Annotated in this window: 16 protein-coding genes, 1 tRNA gene and 1 other RNA gene; 4 read left to right on the top strand and 14 right to left on the bottom strand. The window is 43.2% G+C overall.

All coding sequences use genetic code 11. The features are described from left to right. Nucleotides 1-18 precede the first annotated feature (18 nt). From AUJ82_06610 to AUJ82_06590, 5 genes are all read right to left on the bottom strand, one after another. A complete protein-coding gene (locus AUJ82_06610) occupies nt 19-834 on the bottom strand; it encodes a hypothetical protein (GenBank protein OIO59221.1) in 816 nt (271 codons plus the stop codon). Nucleotides 835-893: 59 nt separating this feature from the next. Further along, nucleotides 894-2225 carry a protoporphyrinogen oxidase gene (locus AUJ82_06605; GenBank protein ID OIO59220.1) on the bottom strand — a complete coding sequence of 444 codons (1332 nt, stop codon included), beginning with the start codon at nt 2223-2225 and terminating at the stop codon, nt 894-896. Nucleotides 2226-2231: 6 nt separating this feature from the next. Then, a complete protein-coding gene (locus tag AUJ82_06600) occupies nt 2232-3260 on the bottom strand; it encodes a uroporphyrinogen decarboxylase (protein ID OIO59219.1) in 1029 nt (342 codons plus the stop codon). Nucleotides 3261-3263: 3 nt separating this feature from the next. After that, the gene (locus AUJ82_06595; GenBank protein ID OIO59218.1) at nt 3264-4196 is read right to left on the bottom strand and encodes a coproporphyrinogen III oxidase; all 933 of its coding nucleotides are present in this window, start codon (nt 4194-4196) and stop codon (nt 3264-3266) included. A gap of 90 nt (nt 4197-4286) precedes the next feature. Further along, nucleotides 4287-4700 carry a hypothetical protein gene (locus tag AUJ82_06590; GenBank protein OIO59217.1) on the bottom strand — a complete coding sequence of 138 codons (414 nt, stop codon included), beginning with the start codon at nt 4698-4700 and terminating at the stop codon, nt 4287-4289. A 115-nt stretch (nt 4701-4815) separates the two neighbouring features. Between AUJ82_06590 and AUJ82_06585 the strand changes: the two genes are divergently transcribed. Next, on the top strand, nt 4816-7917 hold the full coding sequence (locus tag AUJ82_06585; GenBank protein OIO59216.1) for a hypothetical protein: 3102 nt from the start codon (nt 4816-4818) through the stop codon (nt 7915-7917). A 159-nt stretch (nt 7918-8076) separates the two neighbouring features. Here the strand turns inward: AUJ82_06585 and AUJ82_06580 are convergent, their stop codons facing one another. Both AUJ82_06580 and AUJ82_06575 read right to left on the bottom strand, forming a co-directional pair. Continuing rightward, a complete protein-coding gene (locus tag AUJ82_06580) occupies nt 8077-8805 on the bottom strand; it encodes a hypothetical protein (protein ID OIO59215.1) in 729 nt (242 codons plus the stop codon). 116 nt (nt 8806-8921) lie between these two features. After that, complete coding sequence (locus AUJ82_06575; protein OIO59214.1) at nt 8922-10493, bottom strand: murein biosynthesis integral membrane protein MurJ; 1572 nt, start codon at nt 10491-10493, stop codon at nt 8922-8924. A 119-nt stretch (nt 10494-10612) separates the two neighbouring features. On the opposite strand from AUJ82_06575, the gene AUJ82_06570 reads away from it, so the two are divergent. Beyond that, a complete protein-coding gene (locus AUJ82_06570; protein OIO59213.1) occupies nt 10613-11608 on the top strand; it encodes an aspartate-semialdehyde dehydrogenase in 996 nt (331 codons plus the stop codon). Here the strand turns inward: AUJ82_06570 and AUJ82_06565 are convergent. Next, nucleotides 11605-12108: a hypothetical protein gene (locus AUJ82_06565; protein ID OIO59243.1), complete on the bottom strand. Its 504-nt coding sequence runs from the start codon at nt 12106-12108 to the stop codon at nt 11605-11607. The genes AUJ82_06570 and AUJ82_06565 overlap by 4 nt on opposite strands. Nucleotides 12109-12287: 179 nt before the next feature. Between AUJ82_06565 and AUJ82_06560 the strand changes: the two genes are divergently transcribed. Both AUJ82_06560 and AUJ82_06555 read left to right on the top strand, forming a co-directional pair. Continuing rightward, entirely contained in the window at nt 12288-12791 is a 504-nt protein-coding gene (locus tag AUJ82_06560) for a hypothetical protein (protein ID OIO59212.1), read from the top strand. Between the two features lie 61 nt (nt 12792-12852). Then, nucleotides 12853-13092: a ferredoxin gene (locus tag AUJ82_06555; protein OIO59211.1), complete on the top strand. Its 240-nt coding sequence runs from the start codon at nt 12853-12855 to the stop codon at nt 13090-13092. Between the two features lie 34 nt (nt 13093-13126). Here AUJ82_06555 and AUJ82_06550 read toward each other — a convergent pair whose 3' ends face one another. The 6 genes from AUJ82_06550 to rnpB form a co-directional block, all read right to left on the bottom strand. Further along, nucleotides 13127-14602 carry a hypothetical protein gene (locus AUJ82_06550; protein OIO59210.1) on the bottom strand — a complete coding sequence of 492 codons (1476 nt, stop codon included), beginning with the start codon at nt 14600-14602 and terminating at the stop codon, nt 13127-13129. Between the two features lie 64 nt (nt 14603-14666). After that, nucleotides 14667-16085 carry a hypothetical protein gene (locus AUJ82_06545; protein ID OIO59209.1) on the bottom strand — a complete coding sequence of 473 codons (1419 nt, stop codon included), beginning with the start codon at nt 16083-16085 and terminating at the stop codon, nt 14667-14669. A 15-nt stretch (nt 16086-16100) separates the two neighbouring features. Continuing rightward, nucleotides 16101-16190 (bottom strand) — tRNA-Ser (locus AUJ82_06540). Between the two features lie 33 nt (nt 16191-16223). Further along, nucleotides 16224-17015, bottom strand: coding sequence for a hypothetical protein (locus AUJ82_06535; protein ID OIO59208.1), 792 nt, complete (start codon nt 17013-17015; stop codon nt 16224-16226). Nucleotides 17016-17124: 109 nt separating this feature from the next. Then, complete coding sequence (locus AUJ82_06530) at nt 17125-17367, bottom strand: hypothetical protein (protein OIO59207.1); 243 nt, start codon at nt 17365-17367, stop codon at nt 17125-17127. A gap of 72 nt (nt 17368-17439) precedes the next feature. After that, an RNA gene (rnpB, locus tag AUJ82_06525) (RNase P RNA component class A) lies at nt 17440-17839 on the bottom strand. Nucleotides 17840-18051 lie beyond the last annotated feature (212 nt).

Below are 18051 nucleotides of genomic sequence, written 5' to 3'. Positions count from 1 at the left end.
AGATTTAAAGTAATGCTTTTACCACTTTAATTTTTTTCTAAGAATTTGGAAATAGGAATAATTTTGGGGTAAAAGTAATGGAAGGCGTTGTTTAGCGATACTTATATGTAATGGAAAACAATCCAAACCTTCGAGGCTTTTCTGGCCATCAAAATATACGGCGAGTTGGCTGTGTTCGTCTGCGCAATGAACCGTCAAACGATTATCATCTGAAAAGATAACGGTGCGATTCGTGAGCGTATGGGGGCAAATAGGAGTTAATGCAAATACCTTATCGCAGGGATAGATAATGGGGCCGCCGGCGGATAAATTATAAGCGGTTGAACCAGTAGCGGTGGCAAAAATAAGACCATCGCAGTAATAATTATTTACCAGTTGCTCATCGAGATAGACCTCTAGTCGGATGAGACGAGATTGGTAATTTTGGCGAATGACCACATCATTGAGCGCCACGTGTGATTTGTTGTCCGCAGAAACACAATCAAACAAGCCACGATAAAGTACTTGGTAATTTCCTGCAATCACGTCCTTCAAGTTATTTAAAATATCCTCTTCCGAATAAGTAGCCAGAAAGCCGAGTTTGCCCAAGTTAATACCGACTATGGGTACCTGATGTTTTACGGATTCCTTAAGCGTGCTTAACAAAGTACCATCGCCTCCTACGCTCAGGCAAGCATCCTGGCCAGCTAGGAAATCGTCCTTAACAGGGTAATCCAGCGAGATTTTGGTTTCACAGCCTTCCATCTCTGCAAGAGAAGCTACCTTAGCGGCAAATTCTTCAGCACGGGGTTTATTTTGGTTTACTAAAATAGCAATTTTTTGCAACCGCTTCATTTGAATAAAATGTATGCCTAAGTTGATTAAAAGGCAATCATGATATGAGGTATGGACGCTTACGCCTTAAATTGGCTTGCGAATTTGATAGCGGAGTGGATGCATTGCCCCACAGCAATTCCCGTGCGGTAGTTACCCGCAAAATGAAGACCGGGGATATTGTCTTCGATCGTTTGCATGCCCTTTAAGATTTTATCATAACCTAAGTTATATTGAGGGATTGCTTTTTGGTATGTTTTGACGGAGGAGAATATCGGGGTACCCTTTATTGTAAACAATTTTTTAAGATCACTGAGAACAAGATTGATCATAGCCTTTTGTGGCATGATAGGGGCTTCCGGAAAACGACTTCCGCCGATAAAAGTTGTCAGTAAAACATGGCCTTTGCCTGCCCTATTAGGAAGCATAGTAGAGGGATAGAGTGTGCCCAGTATATTCATTTTTTCTTTTCGCGGCACAAGAAATCCAAAGCCATCGAGTTTGCCGGAAATATCTTGCTGCCTAAAGCCTAGATTAACCGTGGCAATAGGCGCATATTCAATCTGATCAAATACGGAAAGTTTATTTGAGATCTCTTGAGGCCAGGGGAGAGACTTAACCTTGTGAGCCGGAACCGTAATGATCAAATGAGAGAAGATTTCCTTTTGGCCATTCCAGGTGAGCTCCCAAGCGTCACCCTTTTGTTCTATCGCCTCAAGGGTTGTTTTTAGATGAATAGGGGAATTTAATTTTTTCTCAATGGCTTCGGGTAACATGTGCATGCCCCTACGGAATGAAATAATTCGTTTTTTGAAGCGCGGACCATTCTTCCTTTTAGCTAAAAAGCCTCCCTTGATTAAAGAGCCGTATTGCGCTTCGAGCTCATGCAATTTTGGAAAAGCTTGTTTTACGGAAAGTTTAAAGGGATCTCCTGCGTAGACACCGGCGACAAACGGGTCTATTGCGTAATCGAGAAACTCTTTTCCGAGCCTGCGTGTTACAAAATGCCCCAAACTTTCATCATCTGATCCTTTATAGGCGGAAACAAACGGCTCAGTAAGTAACTTTAACTTAGCTTTTATTGAAAAAAGAGGCGTTTTTAAAAACGAACAGAAAGATAACGGCAGTGCTTGAAGCTGCCCCTTGTGGACGATGTAGCGATTGCTTTTAGACGGGATCTCAAAGGTATCTGCTGTAAGATTCATTTCGTTTATGAAATGCTGAACTTCCGGCGTTTTGATTTCCAGGGTATGAGCCCCTTTTTCGCACAGAAAGCCATCAAATTGAGAGGAGTTGAGCACACCGCCTACTTTTTTTGCGGTATCAAATAGAACAGAGCTAATGCCCTTTTTTTCCAATTGGTAGGCGATTGATAGCCCCGTTATACCTGTTCCTACAATGGCAACCTTCATAAGAGCCTATTTTGATCTAAAATTGACAACTGTGTTGGTGAGCATTTCCATGTTTTCAATCTTTGCTTTAGGGGTAATGCCATGCCCTAAGTTAAAAATAAAGCCATTGTGGTGTTCCATTTCATGAAGAATTTTCATGGTTTCTTCGCGAACAATCTCGGGAGTTGTGTTGAGTACGATAGGATCCAGATTACCTTGGATTGCGTAGCGTTGAGGAATGGATTTGCGTAATTCGGTTAGCGGCATTGTCCAGTCTGCAGCCAATACAGTGGGATTAGTCCGGATAAGCTGTTGATGTAGATGAGACATTCCCTTTGCATACAGGATTACCGGGAAATCTGTTGGCAAAGCGTGTATGATTTTTTCGATCCATTTGAGGGAAAATTCCCAGTAGTGGCTAGCGGGGCACATAGCGCCCCAGCTATCAAATATTTGAATAGCATCTACGCCGGCACTTATTTGCATCTTGAAATAGCCGATGAGCGCGGTGGTTAATTTTTCCATCAACGCTTCAAATACAAGCGGCTCTGCATACGCCAAACTTTTTATTTTAGAAAAATCTTTGGTAGATTCCCCCTCAACCATGTAGCTGGCTAGTGTCCATGGAGCACCCCCAAAACCGAGTAGAGCCTTTTCATTACCCAGCTTTTCCCGCGTGAGGCGAATAGCATCCCTGACGTAACTCAGCCTTTCTACGGTTCCGTCAACAACGATTTTTTCGACCTTATCGATAGAATCCAGAGCAAAGGACATTTTGATGCCCTTGGAGTTAAATTCGTAAGGCTGGCCCATGGCTTCCGGCACGACTAAAATATCGGAAAAGATAATGGCAGCATCTAACGGAAAACGTGCTAAAGGCTGCAGTGTGATTTCTCTAGCGAGCTCTGGTGTTTTGACCATTTCGAGAAACGAATATTTTTCCCGTAAAGCCCGGTATTCCGGTAAATAGCGACCTGCCTGCCTCATTACCCAGACCGGAGGACGGTCTACTGGCTGACTATTACAAGCGTTTAAAAAGCGATCTCGAGAATTCATAAATTAAGCAAAAGAAAGCTCAGGTTTTAAATGTACCCAATCTTTGGGTTTTAAGAAAAATTCATGTAGACGGCTTTCAGGAGTATTTGCTTCAGGAGACCAGTTATACTCCCAGCGTACTTCCGGTGGCAATGAAGCGAGAATAGACTCTGTACGCCCATTTGACTTTAGACCGAAAAGAGTACCACGGTCATAAATAAGATTAAACTCAACGTAGCGTCCACGACGATAGAGTTGGAAATTTCTTTCACGCTCACCATAGGGTGTATTTTTTCGGCGTGCCAGGATGGGCTGATAGGCTTTTATAAAATTATCCCCTACGCTGCGCATAAAACCAAAAGAGTGGTCGAAATTCTTTTCATTAAAGTCATCAAAGAAAATGCCCCCGATGCCACGTGGTTCGCTCCTGTGTTTTAAAAAGAAGTAATCATCCGCCTCTTGCTTAAAACGAGGATAGAGGTTTATGCCAAAAGGATCACATGCGGCTTTAGCTTTTTTGTGAAAATGGACAGCATCCTCTTCAAAACCATAATAAGGTGTGAGGTCAAAACCGCCGCCGAACCACCAGTGTGTTGAGCCATCATTCTTATCATTGACCACAAACATTCTTACATTGGCATGAGTCGTTGGGGCATAAGGGTTGGACGGGTGGCATATAATAGAAACACCAAGTGCCTCAAAACTCTTGTTTGCCATCTCCGGGCGTAAGTCCGTTGCGGAAGCCGGGAGCTGATCCCCATGCACATGCGAAAAATTAACACCGAGCTGCTCGATCGCATCACCTTTATAGATGCGCGTGATTCCGCCACCACCCTCAGGGCGATCCCAGCGATCTTCAATGAACTTTCCTGTACCATCTTCATTGTGAACAGCAGCACAAACGGCATTTTGGAATGACAATAAATACTCTTTAACCAGTTCTACTTTATCTTTCATGGGAATAAATTGAGTGAAGCAATTCGATTCAATATGAATACAACTGATCAATCAAGGTGATTTTAGCGATAAAAAGGCGGTAATATTTTTTTAAGGCCTTGTTAGCGGGGCATCGGAATCTCCAAACGAGCGTACATACCCCTTTTTCGGGCTATATCTTTTGATTGAGCCAAAAACCGGGTATTCTAGTATGGCTCTATATAGATGCCAGAATTTATAGACAAGAAGCGCAATAAAAGCGCCACTGAAATCCGCAATCATATCCGTGTATTCAAAATTTCTTTCCGGTGTAAAGGATTGGTGAATCTCATCACTTGCTCCAAACAACGTTACAATAAACAAAACTAGGATAAGCCCAATTAACTTAAGATTCCAAAAAAAAGGGATCCTGTAAAAGGCGGTTGCTAGCAGCCCGAACACGAGGAAATGGCCTATTTTATCAAAATAGTCTATCTCGATTCCGTGCGTGGCCAATTTAGACTGGCCAGAAGCAAAAAAAAGCATTACACATATAGCGATGGGGAAAATCCATCTCATAAACGAAATTGTATATAATAACGATCCTAAGACAAGGATTTAATAAAATAGCCCGAAGTGGCGAACTATAAACTTTTACTCGATGTTAAAATCTGATAATCAAAGCAAGATGCCAAACACAGCAAATTTGGAACTAAATATTGAAACGAAGAAAAGGCTAGCTCGCCTGATGTTGATTAGCCGACATGGTGATTTGAGGGAGCAGCGATTGATCCGGCAAGGTAAGGGTTGGTTTCATGTATCCGCAATGGGCCACGAAACCTCGGCCATCTTCGGCATGTTGATGCAAGAAGGTGATTATGGTTTTCCATTCTACCGAGATCGTGCGTTTGTCCTCTCCAGGGGGATTAGCAATTACGACTTAGCGCTTGCCTATTACGCTAAAAAAGAATCCTCCAGTGCCGGCCGACAAATGCCGAGCCACTTTAGTAACCGTAAGTTAAATATTTATAGTACGGCTTCTACCATTGCCGCCCAACATCTACCGGCTGCGGGTGTGGCTTGGGGGATGCAGATGGACAAAAAACAAAATGTTGTCTATGTATCTATCGGCGAAGCAGGTACACGCCAAGGAGATTTCTATGAATCTATCGCGTTTGCCAAAGAGAAAAACCTGCCGATGATTTTCGTGGTGCAGGACAACCGCTTTGGTATCAGCACCAACACCGAAGAAATGGCAGCGCTAGCGATTAAGGCCCTGCCAAATGATGATTGGGTTGAGATCGATGGTACCGATATACACCAGGTTTTCGAAGCTGCGAATATCGCGATTAATAATGCTAGAAGTGGTAAAGGGCCTCAGTTTATCTGGAGCCATGTAGAACGCTTGTCTAGCCACTCGAGCGCGGATGACCACCGTAATTACCGTGTGGAAGAAGAGCTAGCCGCAATCGTAAAGCGCGATCCGCTAAGCCGCATTAAAGAAGAATTTATCCTCGATGGCATTTTCAATGAAGAAAGTTGGGAGGAATTTGATAAGGAAATAGAAACCATTACCAAAGAAGATTACCAACGTGCTGAGACGGCTAAAAACCCAACGCCTGGAGATGAAACGAAACAAGTATTTGCGCCTTTCCAAGTGGGTAAAATGCCAACGCTTCCTGTGGGTGAAAAGTGCCGTATGGCGGATGCCATTAACAAAACCTTCCGTGAAGCACTCAGTAATGATAAGGATGTTATTTTCTTCGGTGAAGATATAGCAGACCCATTAGGTGGAGTATTTAAGCTCACTAAAGGGTTGTCTACTGAATTTCCTGATCGTGTGATTAACTCACCCTTGGCGGAGTCTACCATTATTGGTGTTGCAGTTGGACTAGCTGCTTATGGCAAGCGCCCTGTTTTTGAAATACAGTTTATCGATTTTATTACACCTGGTTTAAACCAGTTGATCAGCAGTATGAGCAATCTGCGTTGGCGTAGTTATGGCGATTGGACTTGTCCTGCTGTTATTTATGCACCTTGTGGGGGATATCTCCCCGGGGGCGCTATCTGGCATAGCCAGACTAATGAAGGCCTTTTTAGCCATGTTCCTGGTCTTTCCGTTATTATGCCAAGCACACCGGAAGACGCTGCTGGTATGATTAGTAGTGCGATTGCGTGCGAGGACCCTGTTCTCGTATTGTTGCCTAAACACATGTTCTGGGAACCACGTGAGATCCCGCAAAATATGGCACCGATCCCATTAGGTAAGGCTGCTATTCGTCAAGAAGGCAATGATGTTACTGTAGTTACCTGGGGTAATTGTATGGAAGTAGTTGGTAAGGCAGTTGAAAAACTTAAGACAGACGCGAGTATTGAATTGATCGATCTGCGCTCTATGGTTCCTTGGGATAAGGAGACCATCACTTATTCTGTTATGAAAACAGGCCGCCTTGTGATCGTGCAAGAAGATGGTGAAAGCTGTAGTGTTGGCCAAATGATCATTTCTACGTTGTCTGAAGATCCTGCGGTTTGGAAAGCCATGGTTGCACCGCCTCAATTGGTCAGTAAGCCAGATGTTTGTGTGGGATATAATCCGGTTTATGAGTATTCCTCGCTTCCGGATCAAGATCGCGTGGTCGCCGCTATTAGCAAAGTGATTGCGATGTCCACTCAACGCGTAGGCGATATTCCGGCTGTTAAGCAAGTTGCAAGCGAAGGTGTAGGGCCTTCCCATACCTCCTTAACGGTAGAAGAATGCGGTAAGAAGACTGCGAAGACAACGATCGTATTGCCTCACTTAGGTGAAGGTCTGTTGGAAGCGCGTGTCATTAGTATCTTTAAAAAAGAAGGCGAGCAAGTTCATCCAGACGATGCGCTCTGTGAAGTTGAAACAGACAAAGCGGTGTTTCCTGTAGAATCTTCGATTGAAGGTATTCTGGAATCCTGGAAGATCAAAGAAGACCAAGTGATTACAGTTGGACAAGAAATTGCGGTTCTTGCACATACGGGAGGAACACAGCCGGTGCAGACGGAGCAATCTCAATCATCCTCGCAGCGGCCGGTTGAGCAAGAAGCTCCTGTTATTTCTGAAGCACCCGCAAGCAAGCAAGCCGCGCTTTCACCTGAAATTTTACGTCAATTGCAAGGTGTTCTTCCAGCGAGTTTAACCCTAACGGCGGATTGGTCTAAGATGCGTGCTGTTTGGGGGAAAGACAGAGGGCGTTCTGCGGAAGGCACTTATACGTATACAACTTTAGTTGCGTGGTGTGTTACTAAGGCTTTGGAGAAATATCCACAATTCCGATGTCTCTTGCAAAACGGGCAAATTTCCCAGCCGCAGAAGGATTTTGATGTTGGATTTGCCGTTGCGTTGGAAAATGATGTTTTAGAAACAGCTGTTCTGCCGCATGCGAATACATATTCTTGGCTAGAGTTTGTTAAGACCTATCGTACGGAGCTTAAGAAAATCAAGGATGGTGTTAGTGTGTCTAAAGCAAGAACCGTCATTAACATTACCAGTATGGGGCAGTATAAGATACGCTTCGGTAAAGCAATTGTTGTTCCGCCAGCTATCTCTACGATCTTTATTGGCCAACCATTCTATGATCTGCAAACAAATGATGCAGGCGAAATCAAGCCGGTTGAGGTGGTTAATCTCGATTTTACGTTCGACCATCGTTGGGCAAATGGTGCAGGTGCAGGTCGTTTCCTTAAAGAGATTAAGGATAATATTGAAAATGTTGATACATTGCTGAACGCGTAAAAGCGCTTTTAAATCATTCCAAGGACAAGTAAGCTGCCTAATAAATAAAGCAAGGCAGCTACAACAGGCATTAATAGAGTTCCTAGGCCGAAGCCTGAAAATAGAGTCAGCAGCGAGGCGAAAAAGGCGCTTAAGCTGATCAAGAGCAGCGCCATTTCTCTAATCTATAAAAACGGCTACAGCCGTTGTATTGTCGGGGCCACCTCTGTCATTGGATAAATTGATAATCGTTTCCACGAAAAGTTTGGGAGAATCTATTTGGAAGGCCAGTTCCTCGAGCTCATCACCGGCGATTGTTTTTGTAACACCGTCTGAATAGAGTAAGAAACGATCTCCGGGCAAGATTTGGTATTCGTGGGTGTCAATCACCAATTCAGGAATGTTGCCAATACAGCGGGTTAGCGTGTGGTGAAAATATTCCGGAATATAGGTGTTTTCATCAAAGTCTTTATGATCGCGCATTTCCTGAGCCATGGTGTGATCCTTGGTCAATTTCAGGTAGTGGTGTCCTTTGCGGTAAAGAAATAATCCTGAGTCGCCCACGTGACCGACCAATAAGCGATCCCCTTCAATTTTCATAGCGGTTAGGGTTGTCGCGATGCCCATTTCATTGTTGATTTCTTGACCAACTTGAATGACCACTTCGGCTATCTGGTAAAATATTTTTGCAAAATCGAGCGCGAGTGTACCCTCAGAGGTATTAACCATGGCATCGAGTTCTTCGATGGCTACCCGGCTGGCGAGATCACCTTTAGGTAAACCGCCTAAACCGTCTGCTACAGCAAATAGGTGGATGGAGTTATTAATTAAATAGTGGTCCTCATTCACTTGCCTGACGAGGCCGATGTCTGATAATCCGTATGATCTATGTTTTATAACTTCTGGCATTGAAAAAATGATTATATGTTATTTAGTGAGGCAATTTTACATGATTGTAACATAAAAATACGATTACGTAAAGCCATATATCGCTTATTATAGGCTCTGATGGTAGAATATGCCTGTTAAGAAGAAGCTTTCCGGCGTTTTAGGATCAGCAGACAATAGCGCTTAAACTCATGTTTGTCCTCATAGCCCAATATCCATAAAGTTGCAAAGTAGATGAGCATCCCGCCCGGAATAACTGTCAGGATGGCTACGGTTGCAAATAGTTTGCCGTTAAATGAAAAAGCACTTTCCCAGGCGAACAGCATGAGGTATAAGGTGATTATCATTGAGCAAGCTGCAAAACCAATCTGGATCATAGGTGCACCCAGTCCCTTGAGTGAAAAGGATTCCTCTTTAGCGGTCAATTTTACTTGTAGGAGAATCGTTTGGATGATGTTTGCCGTTAGATTGGCTAATGCTAGACCTGCTACGCCATAGGGGAACATGAGGGCTACGGACAGAATTAGGTTGATGCCGAACATTACCATTCCGATTTTATAAGGTGTACGGGTGTCTTGTAGGGAATGGAAGCCACGTGTAGAAAGTGTAGAGAGTGCAAAGAAAGGTAAACTGAGCGCTACAATGGCTAATATTGGGCCCGTTGCTCTTACGTTTTCTGCGTCAAATTGCCCCCACTCGAATAGGAGGGATAATATAGGTTCGCGAAGGACGATTAAGCCGACTGTCGCGGGAATGGTTACAACCATGAGCATCCTTAATCCCTTTAGGTAGAGGTCTTTTAAGTCGCTCTTTTTGTCTCCTTGTATAACCAGTTTAGAGAGGCTTGGGAAAAATACCGTTACCAGCGAAATAGTGAATAGACCTTGGGGGAGCTGTATTAAACGATTCGCCAGGTATAACGTAGCTACGGCAGAATTGGTTAACCAGAAAGCCAAGAGCTGGGTAACCATGAAGTTGATTTGATAAATCGCTGCACCACCAAACCCAGGAATAAACAGTTTAAACCAAGATGAAAGAGCGGGGGAGGGCGAGAGATCAAACTTCGGTTTCCATCCGGATCGCATAAGAGCAACCGCAGGCCATATGACTTGTATCAAGCCACCGATTAATACCCCTGTGCAGAGATAGTATACCTGTTCCTCGGCATTTTTACCAAACAGATAACCGAAAACACCCAAGGCAATAATCATGGCAAGGTTGAGCCATATTTGGGAAGAAGCAGCGATGCCAAAACGCTCAAATACATTAAGCGCGGCTGCAAATGCAGCTGCCAAGCACACGAACAGCATGTAGGGAATAAGGATCATGCCGAGTTTTGCACCCAGGTACCAGCGCGGTTCTAAATTGGGTATATGGTCGACAAAATTTAACCCGGCAATTACCAGTAAAATCAACATCACCATGCCCAATGAAACCCAGGTGATGAGTTTATTTAAAAAACGAAAAGCTTCTTCCTTACCATGTTTATGGTGTTCTTCGGAGAGGATGGGAATAAGCGCGGATGTTAACGCACCTTCGCCCAAGAGCCGCCTGAAGAGATTAGGAAGCATAAATGCTAGTAAGAACGCTGAGTTAATTGCTCCGGCACCCAAAAAGGTAAATGTAACCATGTCCCTAAATAGCCCCAACACTCGAGATCCCAGTGTGGAAGAGGCTACTATTGTAATATTCTTAAGTTTTTTAGACATGGATAATTATGCAAGTAGCTTAAGGAGTTTTTAGGAAGTTGTCAGTTAAATAGAATGGAGGCCTTTTTTTCTTTCCATTTCCCTTTACCTAAACGCTGTGCTAAAATATCCTCATAGAAATGAAAGTACGGATTGGTATATTAGGCGCGACAGGCGCGGTTGGCAAAGAAGCCCTACAACTGCTCCTTGAGCGTAATGTGCCGTTTGCCAGTATTCGACTTTTGGCTTCCAAGCGTTCTTCTGGCCAGGTTGTTACTATTGAGGATAAAGATTTTACCGTAGAAGAAGCGACACCGGATATTTTTAAGGAGTTAGATTTCGCCATCTTTTCCGCAGGCGGAGATGTTTCGAGACAATTTGCTAAAGAAGCTGTTAAACAAGGGTGCGTGGTGATCGATAACAGCTCCGCTTTCCGTATGGACGAAGACGTGCCGTTGGTTATTCCCGAGGTTAACCCGAAGGCGCTGTCTGGGCATAAAGGCATCATCGCTAACCCGAATTGCTCGACCATTTTGACCTTGTTGGCATTATTTCCCTTACATAAAGCGTTTGGCTTAAAGCGCTTTTTTGCCAGTACTTACCAAGCCGTTTCAGGGACAGGGCTTGCTGCGTTAAGGGAGCTTGAAACACAAGTAAAACAGTGGGCTCATGGCGAGATGATCGTGCCCTCTGTTTATCCCCACCAAATTGCGTTTAATGTGATACCGCACGTGGATGCTTTTCTGGAAAACGGTTACACCAAAGAAGAGATGAAGATGCTTGTGGAGTCTCAAAAAATATTAGGTATGCCTGATCTGCAGGTTTCCTGTACGAGTGTGAGAGTTCCTGTTTTTCGAGCGCATTCGATTGCGATTAGCGCAGAGTTTGAACAAGCGGTTTCTGTTCAAAAGGCAAGAGAGGTTATCTGTAATTTCCCGGGTATAGAGCTCTATGATGAACCTGAGCAAAATCATTACCCCATGCCGATACAATTTTCGCAAAAAGAAAAATGCGGGGTGGGGCGTATTCGTAAGGATCTTGTTTTTGGTAACGGGCTTTCCCTCTGGGTCTCTGGAGACCAGTTGTGGAAAGGTGCCGCGTTAAACGCAATCCAAATATTGGAGCAGTTACTCTAAACCTCTACAGCTAGCTCGCGCTCGATTAATTTCACGATCTCGCGATTATCTGGAGCTGTTGTGGAAGGAAACTCACCAATAACATCACCATTTTTGTCTATAATAAACTTTTGGAAGTTCCATTTGGGTTCTACACCGGTTTCTAAATACAGCCAACGATGGAGTGGGTTTGCATTTTCACCAACGACATGTTGTTTAGATGTCATCGGAAAAGTAACATTATAATTCTTTTGGCAAAATTCCTGTATCTGTTTTTCTGAGCCAGGCTCTTGTTCCGCAAAGTCGTTTGATGGAATACCTAAAATGACTAAGCCTCTATCCTTGTACTCTCTCCAGAGCTTCTCCAGAAAGGCATACTGAGGGGTAAAGCCGCATTTGGAAGCGGTATTAACAATCATGATCACCTTGCCATCATAATCAGACAATTTGATTGTTTTTGAGGCATCGTTAAGTGCCGTGAACGAGAATTGATGGGCGTTCTTTTTAGAATCTTTTGCCATACTTGCTATTGGGGTTAATGAAATTAAAAGGTAAATCAAAAACAGATTGGGGCCATTCATGATATAAATACTTAGGTAATATAGTCCAAAAGCCTATTACAGGTCAATATGTTTTCATTCTTGGATTTGGTTCCTTTTGATAGTAAATTCAAGGTGTATTATATTATCTTTGATTCATTATGAAAGCTGCTGAACTCTATACCAACATTGGAACCTCCATTGCATTGCTAATCATCATAGGAGCCACCCTCCTTATTGTCGCAAAAATATTTTCTCTACACCGATTGAATAACAAACTGCGAGTTCGTAGAAAACGTCGGTTAATAAAAGTCATCAATTCACTCGCTGTGCTTGTTGTTTTATTAATCCTTCTGGGTATTTGGGGTATAGAAGCGAAGGAGGTCTGGATCTTTATTACGTCTATTATTGGTCTTTTGGGCATTTCCTTATTTGCGGGTTGGAGTTTGTTGAGTAATATCTTTGGTGCCTATATCCTCTTTTTTGCCAGCCAATTAGATATCCATGATGTTATTATCGTAAAAGATGGGGATAATACGGTGAAAGGGGAAATCATCGACATGGGACTCTTCTTTATACGGGTCCGTCAAGTAGATGGCAGTATTGTTAATGTTCCTAATAACATTGCCTTGCAGCGTATGGTAGTTCTTTGCGAAGAAACTTAAGCCGGATGTGTCTATTCCTATCTTGACTTTTATTACAATTTAAATAATAATTTCACCTCTTATGGCAGATAAAAACGACAAGTGGCCGGAAAATGTTCCTGGTAAGTTTTATGTAGATGAGCAATGCATTGACTGTGATCTTTGCCGCGAAACGGCTCCTGATTTCTTCACCAGAAATGAGGACGGCGGTTATTCTTTTGTCTATAAACAGCCAAAAACGGAAGAAGAGATAGAGATGTGCATGGAAGCCCTCGAAGGCTGCCCTGTAGAGGCGATTGGTGAGGATGGAGACGAAGACTAATTACTTTTCGGTAATTAGCTTTATAGATATCATCTTAAAATTTGCGCCATAGTGATGGAAGAAAAAGCGCTAAAATCGTATAAAATTCTAGACGACCAATTATCATTGCGAAGCTTAATATAATTTTTGAAGTCATGTTGTAAAAGGCATAGGTATGTGTTGGGCCCGTTTCGGCAAGTCCTGGTCCAACGTTTGCCATACAAGCAATAATGCCTGAAACATTTCCCTCAAGGCTTACATTTGGTTGAGAAATTGCGAGCCCTATTAAACAGACAAAGAAGACTAACCCTGCCATGACGAGAAAGATCGCGACAGTTTCCTTTGTCTTTTCTTGTATAGGCTTACCATTTATTAAAATGGAAGACACTAACTTGGAGCGAAATGACTTTTGAACTTCTAGTAACATTGTCTTGAATGCAATAACAACGCGTATCACTTTGAGTCCACTAGCCGTTGAACCAGTACAGCCGCCAATAGCCATTAGAGCTACTAGGATTATATGGAGTACGGGGGGCCATGAATCGTAATCAACTGTACTGAAGCCGGTACCTGTTTGAATGGATACTACCTGAAAGGCACTCATCCTGAACGTATTTTCCATTTCCTTTAATTGATAGCCGTACAAAGGAAAAAGGGTTACCGCAAAAAACAAAGCAGCAATGAGCATAATAGCTAAATAGGTTTTAAACTCAGTGTTTTTAAAAACTTCTTTAAGGTTACCGGTTGTTAGGCAAAGCAACATCACAAAACTACTTCCTCCAACGATCATAAAAAAGATTACTGCCCATTGTGTTGCAGGGTTTGTGAAATGAGCCATGCTATCACTGTAATTACCGAATCCACCTGTGGAAAGTGTGGTAAATGTATGGCATATAGCGTCAAAAAAATTCATGCCCGTCAGCATATATACGCCTGTACAAAGCAACGTTATGCCAAAATATATTAATAATACTTTATGCACAACGTTCTGTATCAACCCAGAATTAATATCTGCGGAGGTTGCAGCGGATTCGTGGGTGTATAGGATTTTAGCACCAGCTCCCAGATTTCTTAAAATACCAACAAAGAATACAACGATGCCTAATCCGCCCATCCATTGGCTCATTGCACGCCAAAATAAGAGACTCTTGGGTAGAAGCTCAGGTTTACTGAATACGGTAGCTCCTGTTGTAGTTATTCCTGAGCTTGATTCAAAAAAAGCGTCTGCATATGATAATTCTGGCATAATAAGCCAATAGGGTAGAGCGCCAATCAAGCAAACAATTATCCATCCTGTACCAATGGTTACAAAAGCCTCCTTTTGAAACATTTTTACAGTGCTTTTTCGCCCTAAAATGTAAAAGATAACGGCAATACAAAGACAAAAAGCGATACTGAACCACCAGCCAACGTAAACCATTGTTAAAGCTGTTTCTGTGAAATAGAGCTCCACGCCCAAACATAGCAAGAAGGCACAACTCATGGAGCCAACTAATATACTTAACAACTTGCTAACTAATGGGTAATTCATGAAGTTGACTGCATTCTAGTCAAAAACTGGCTTAGATGTCACGTTCCAAAATGGCCTAATAATTCTACGCATGGCCCTTTTTGACCTGTTGGTAAGCTTCAAGGGCTCGTTCTCTTGCCAATTTGTGATCTACAATAGGCGCGGGGTATTTTTTCCCAATTACATTTACACACTCCCATGGCCTATGGATTGCTTTTCCGGAAAACTCTCTTAATTCGGGTACCCATCGTTTGATGTAAATGCTTTCAGGGTCGAACTTTTCGCTTTGTATGATCGGGTTGAAAATACGGAAATAAGGAGCCGCATCCGCACCACAGCCGGAGACCCATTGCCAGCCGCAGGTATTGTTTGCCAGATCAGCGTCTACTAAAGTATCCCAAAACCATTTTGCACCTACTTGCCAATGGATTAGTAAATGCTTTGTCAAAAAGGAGGCCACGGCCATGCGGATGCGATTATGCATGTAGCCTGTTTGCCAAAGTTCTCGCATACCTGCGTCAATTAAAGGATAACCCGTTTTCCCTTCTTGCCAGGCAGTGAGTAACGCCTTGTTTTCTTGCCACGGGAAATGATTAAAGGTTGGATTAAACGCTTCTTCTGGCAGGGTGGGGCAATGGTATAAGAGATAATTCGAGAACTCACGCCAACCCAGTTCAGATAAAAACTTATCGGCATTTACGGTGTCTTTTGTTTCGGTTTTATACGACTGGATAGCACTCCAAATTTGCCTTGGGCTAATTTCGCCAAAATGCAAGTAAGCGGATAGTGTAGACGTGGCATCCTCACTTGGGTAATCTCTCCCAATAGCATAACAGTTTAACCTATTTGCAATAAATTGTTCTAAACAGTTTGTAGCAGATTGCTCACCATGCGCCCAAAGGCCATAAAACTTCGTGGCCCAATTATGGCCTTTAGGGAGTAAATTAAGTTCATCGAGCGAAACGTCTTGCAACCTCAATTCACTAGACTTAACCAATCGAGCTACTTTTGCTATGCCAAGGGGGGCATTTACCCCATCCTCAGCCAAACAACATTTCCAGAAGGGGGTAAATACTTTAAAATAACTGCCCTGCTTGTTTTTAATCTGTTCGGGGTCGAGCAAAAGCCTGCCATTATAGATTCGAGTATCTACGGAAAGCTTACGCAAAGTGTCTTTTAATTGGTCTTCTTCCTCAATCGCATAAGGTTCATATTCTCTATTCCAATAAACTGTTTTTGCATTAATCTGCTGTGCGATTTCGGGTAATAGCTTTTTTGCTTCCCCTTTATAAAAATATAAATGACCGCCATGGCTTTCGATGGACTTCTTTAATACTTGCAAACTATGATGCAGCCACCACCGACTTGCGGCACCCGATTTCCATTTTCCCGGGGTGATATCATCCTGAATATAAACAGCAATGACCTTGCCCCTTTTGGTAGCTTCATACAGAGCAGGATTATCAGTAAGCCTTAAGTCCTTTCTAAACCAGAATAGGTTCATATGTAAAATCTAAATTGGCGGAGAGGAAGGGATTTGAACCCCCGGTACCGTTACCGGCACACCTGATTTCGAGTCAGGCACATTCAGCCACTCTGTCACCTCTCCGTGTGTGTGAAATTATACTAATCGATCGCTACGCTAAATCAAGTTTGTAATGTCTAGCTTTTTCAAGGTCACCTTGAATTTGGGAGGTATCTCCGCTTCGATCACTCCAATTCCGGAGCCTTCTACTTTGCGCAGGTGGAGCATTGGCCCTTCGTGTAGTGGGCGCTCTTCTTCGCCTTTGCGTTTGTAACGCTTTTTCATTGAGGATAAATAGATTTCGGGTTCTTCGCTGTACAGGCGTTCTCCTACGATTCTTAACCCGCATTCCATGGCATGCACGGGTATTTGGTGTAGGCGTAGGTAATTTGTCTGGGCTTGCCAGAGGCAGTATTTTTCGTTTCCGCCTATTTTTTTGAAAATCGTTTTGGTTTTCTTACCTGTTTTGTGAGAGACGAGTACTTTTGGCTCTTGGCTGTGTACGGCTAAGGGTAACTCACATATAATTTCGTCTTTAACGTCTTTAACTTGGCGAGCCAAGAATATGAATTCAAATGTCAGCATGTCTGAGCCAACGGCGTTCTTCACTTCAGCGGCTTTTTCTTCGCTGGTGCCGAGTACGACAACTCCGGTCATTTCAGGATCCATTAGGTAGGTTGCATGGACTTCCTGAACGCCTAGATCAGTTAGGATACCACGTCCCTCGGCAATTTGCTCACGCAGCGCGTTTAGCAAAGTAGGCAACTTAGGGTACCAAGGATGGGGAGCGATTAAGACGTTTCTGTGTTTTGGGAGTGCGAGCACATTGTCCTTAAAATACAATATAGGCATCCGGCAGGGCTCTTCCCCTAAAGCGCCTTCCGGGAAACTGATTCTTCCAAAGCTCATATTTATTAATTAATACCGGTACTAAAACAGAGGCCCCCAGAGCATAAAGCTTGCTGGGGGCCAGGGATGGATGGGATGGGAGGAGAAATTCTTCTCTTCTTAAAAATCCTTAAACGGCCGCAAAAGCAACTTTAGAAGCCCTTGACTTCATCCGGCTAGCTTTGTTCTTGTGGATAATGCCACGTTTAGCAGCTTTATCAGCAGCAGAAATTAAATCACGAGCTGTCTCAGCATCCCCGTTTTGCTTTAACTTCTTCCCTAAAGTCTTGATCCTCGTGTTAACCGTTCGGTTACGCTCGGTGCGTTTCTCTATGTTTTTAATATCCTTTTTTGAAGACTTTTTATTTGCCATAACTTTTATTCAACAATTTATGATTCTAACTCAATAAGCCTCGAAGTCAAGTAACTTCTAGCGAAAAAAGAGCGGTTTAGCGGGGAGTAAGCCGGATTTTGTATACCAAGGCAATTTGCATCGCGCTTGGCTGCATTCATTTATCTACCAAAGATATTTTTACATAGCTTCAGTCCCCATAAATGAGGTGCGGTATACCCGGAGCCATCAGACGGGCCGCCTGGCCCCCTATTTTACCTTGCACTAGATTGGGTTTTCCCTGCCTCCTTAGTCGCCCTTGGAGCGGTGAGCTTTTACCTCGCCATTTCACCCTTACCTGCTTGCGCGGGCGGTATATTTTCTGTGGCACTTTCCGTCACCTCGGGGTTGTCCCCGAAGTGCCCTTGCTTTCACAAGGAATCCTGCCCTATAGTGTCCGGACTTTCCTCTCCATACTGTCAAAAGAACAGAGCGAATGCGATCACCCCTCTAAACCGTGTCCCAATATACACCGTTTCTTAAGATATTCAAGGGCATAAAAAAGCCTGCCGAGAAGGCAGGCTTTTTATTATTATATAGAGAAAATTTTGGTTATATATTATACCGAGAAGGGGTTTACTACTTTAGGATAGACAGTAAGGGAAGAAGAGGATTAAATGAGAGAGATGAAATGCCCTAAATGCAAAAGCGAAAAGAAGGTAAAGA

It is taken from the genome of Verrucomicrobia bacterium CG1_02_43_26 (assembly GCA_001872735.1).
Lineage (GTDB): Bacteria > Verrucomicrobiota > Verrucomicrobiia > Opitutales > CG1-02-43-26 > CG1-02-43-26.
Note: the sequence above shows the minus strand (reverse complement) of the source record. Positions and strands in the feature narration are given on the sequence as shown.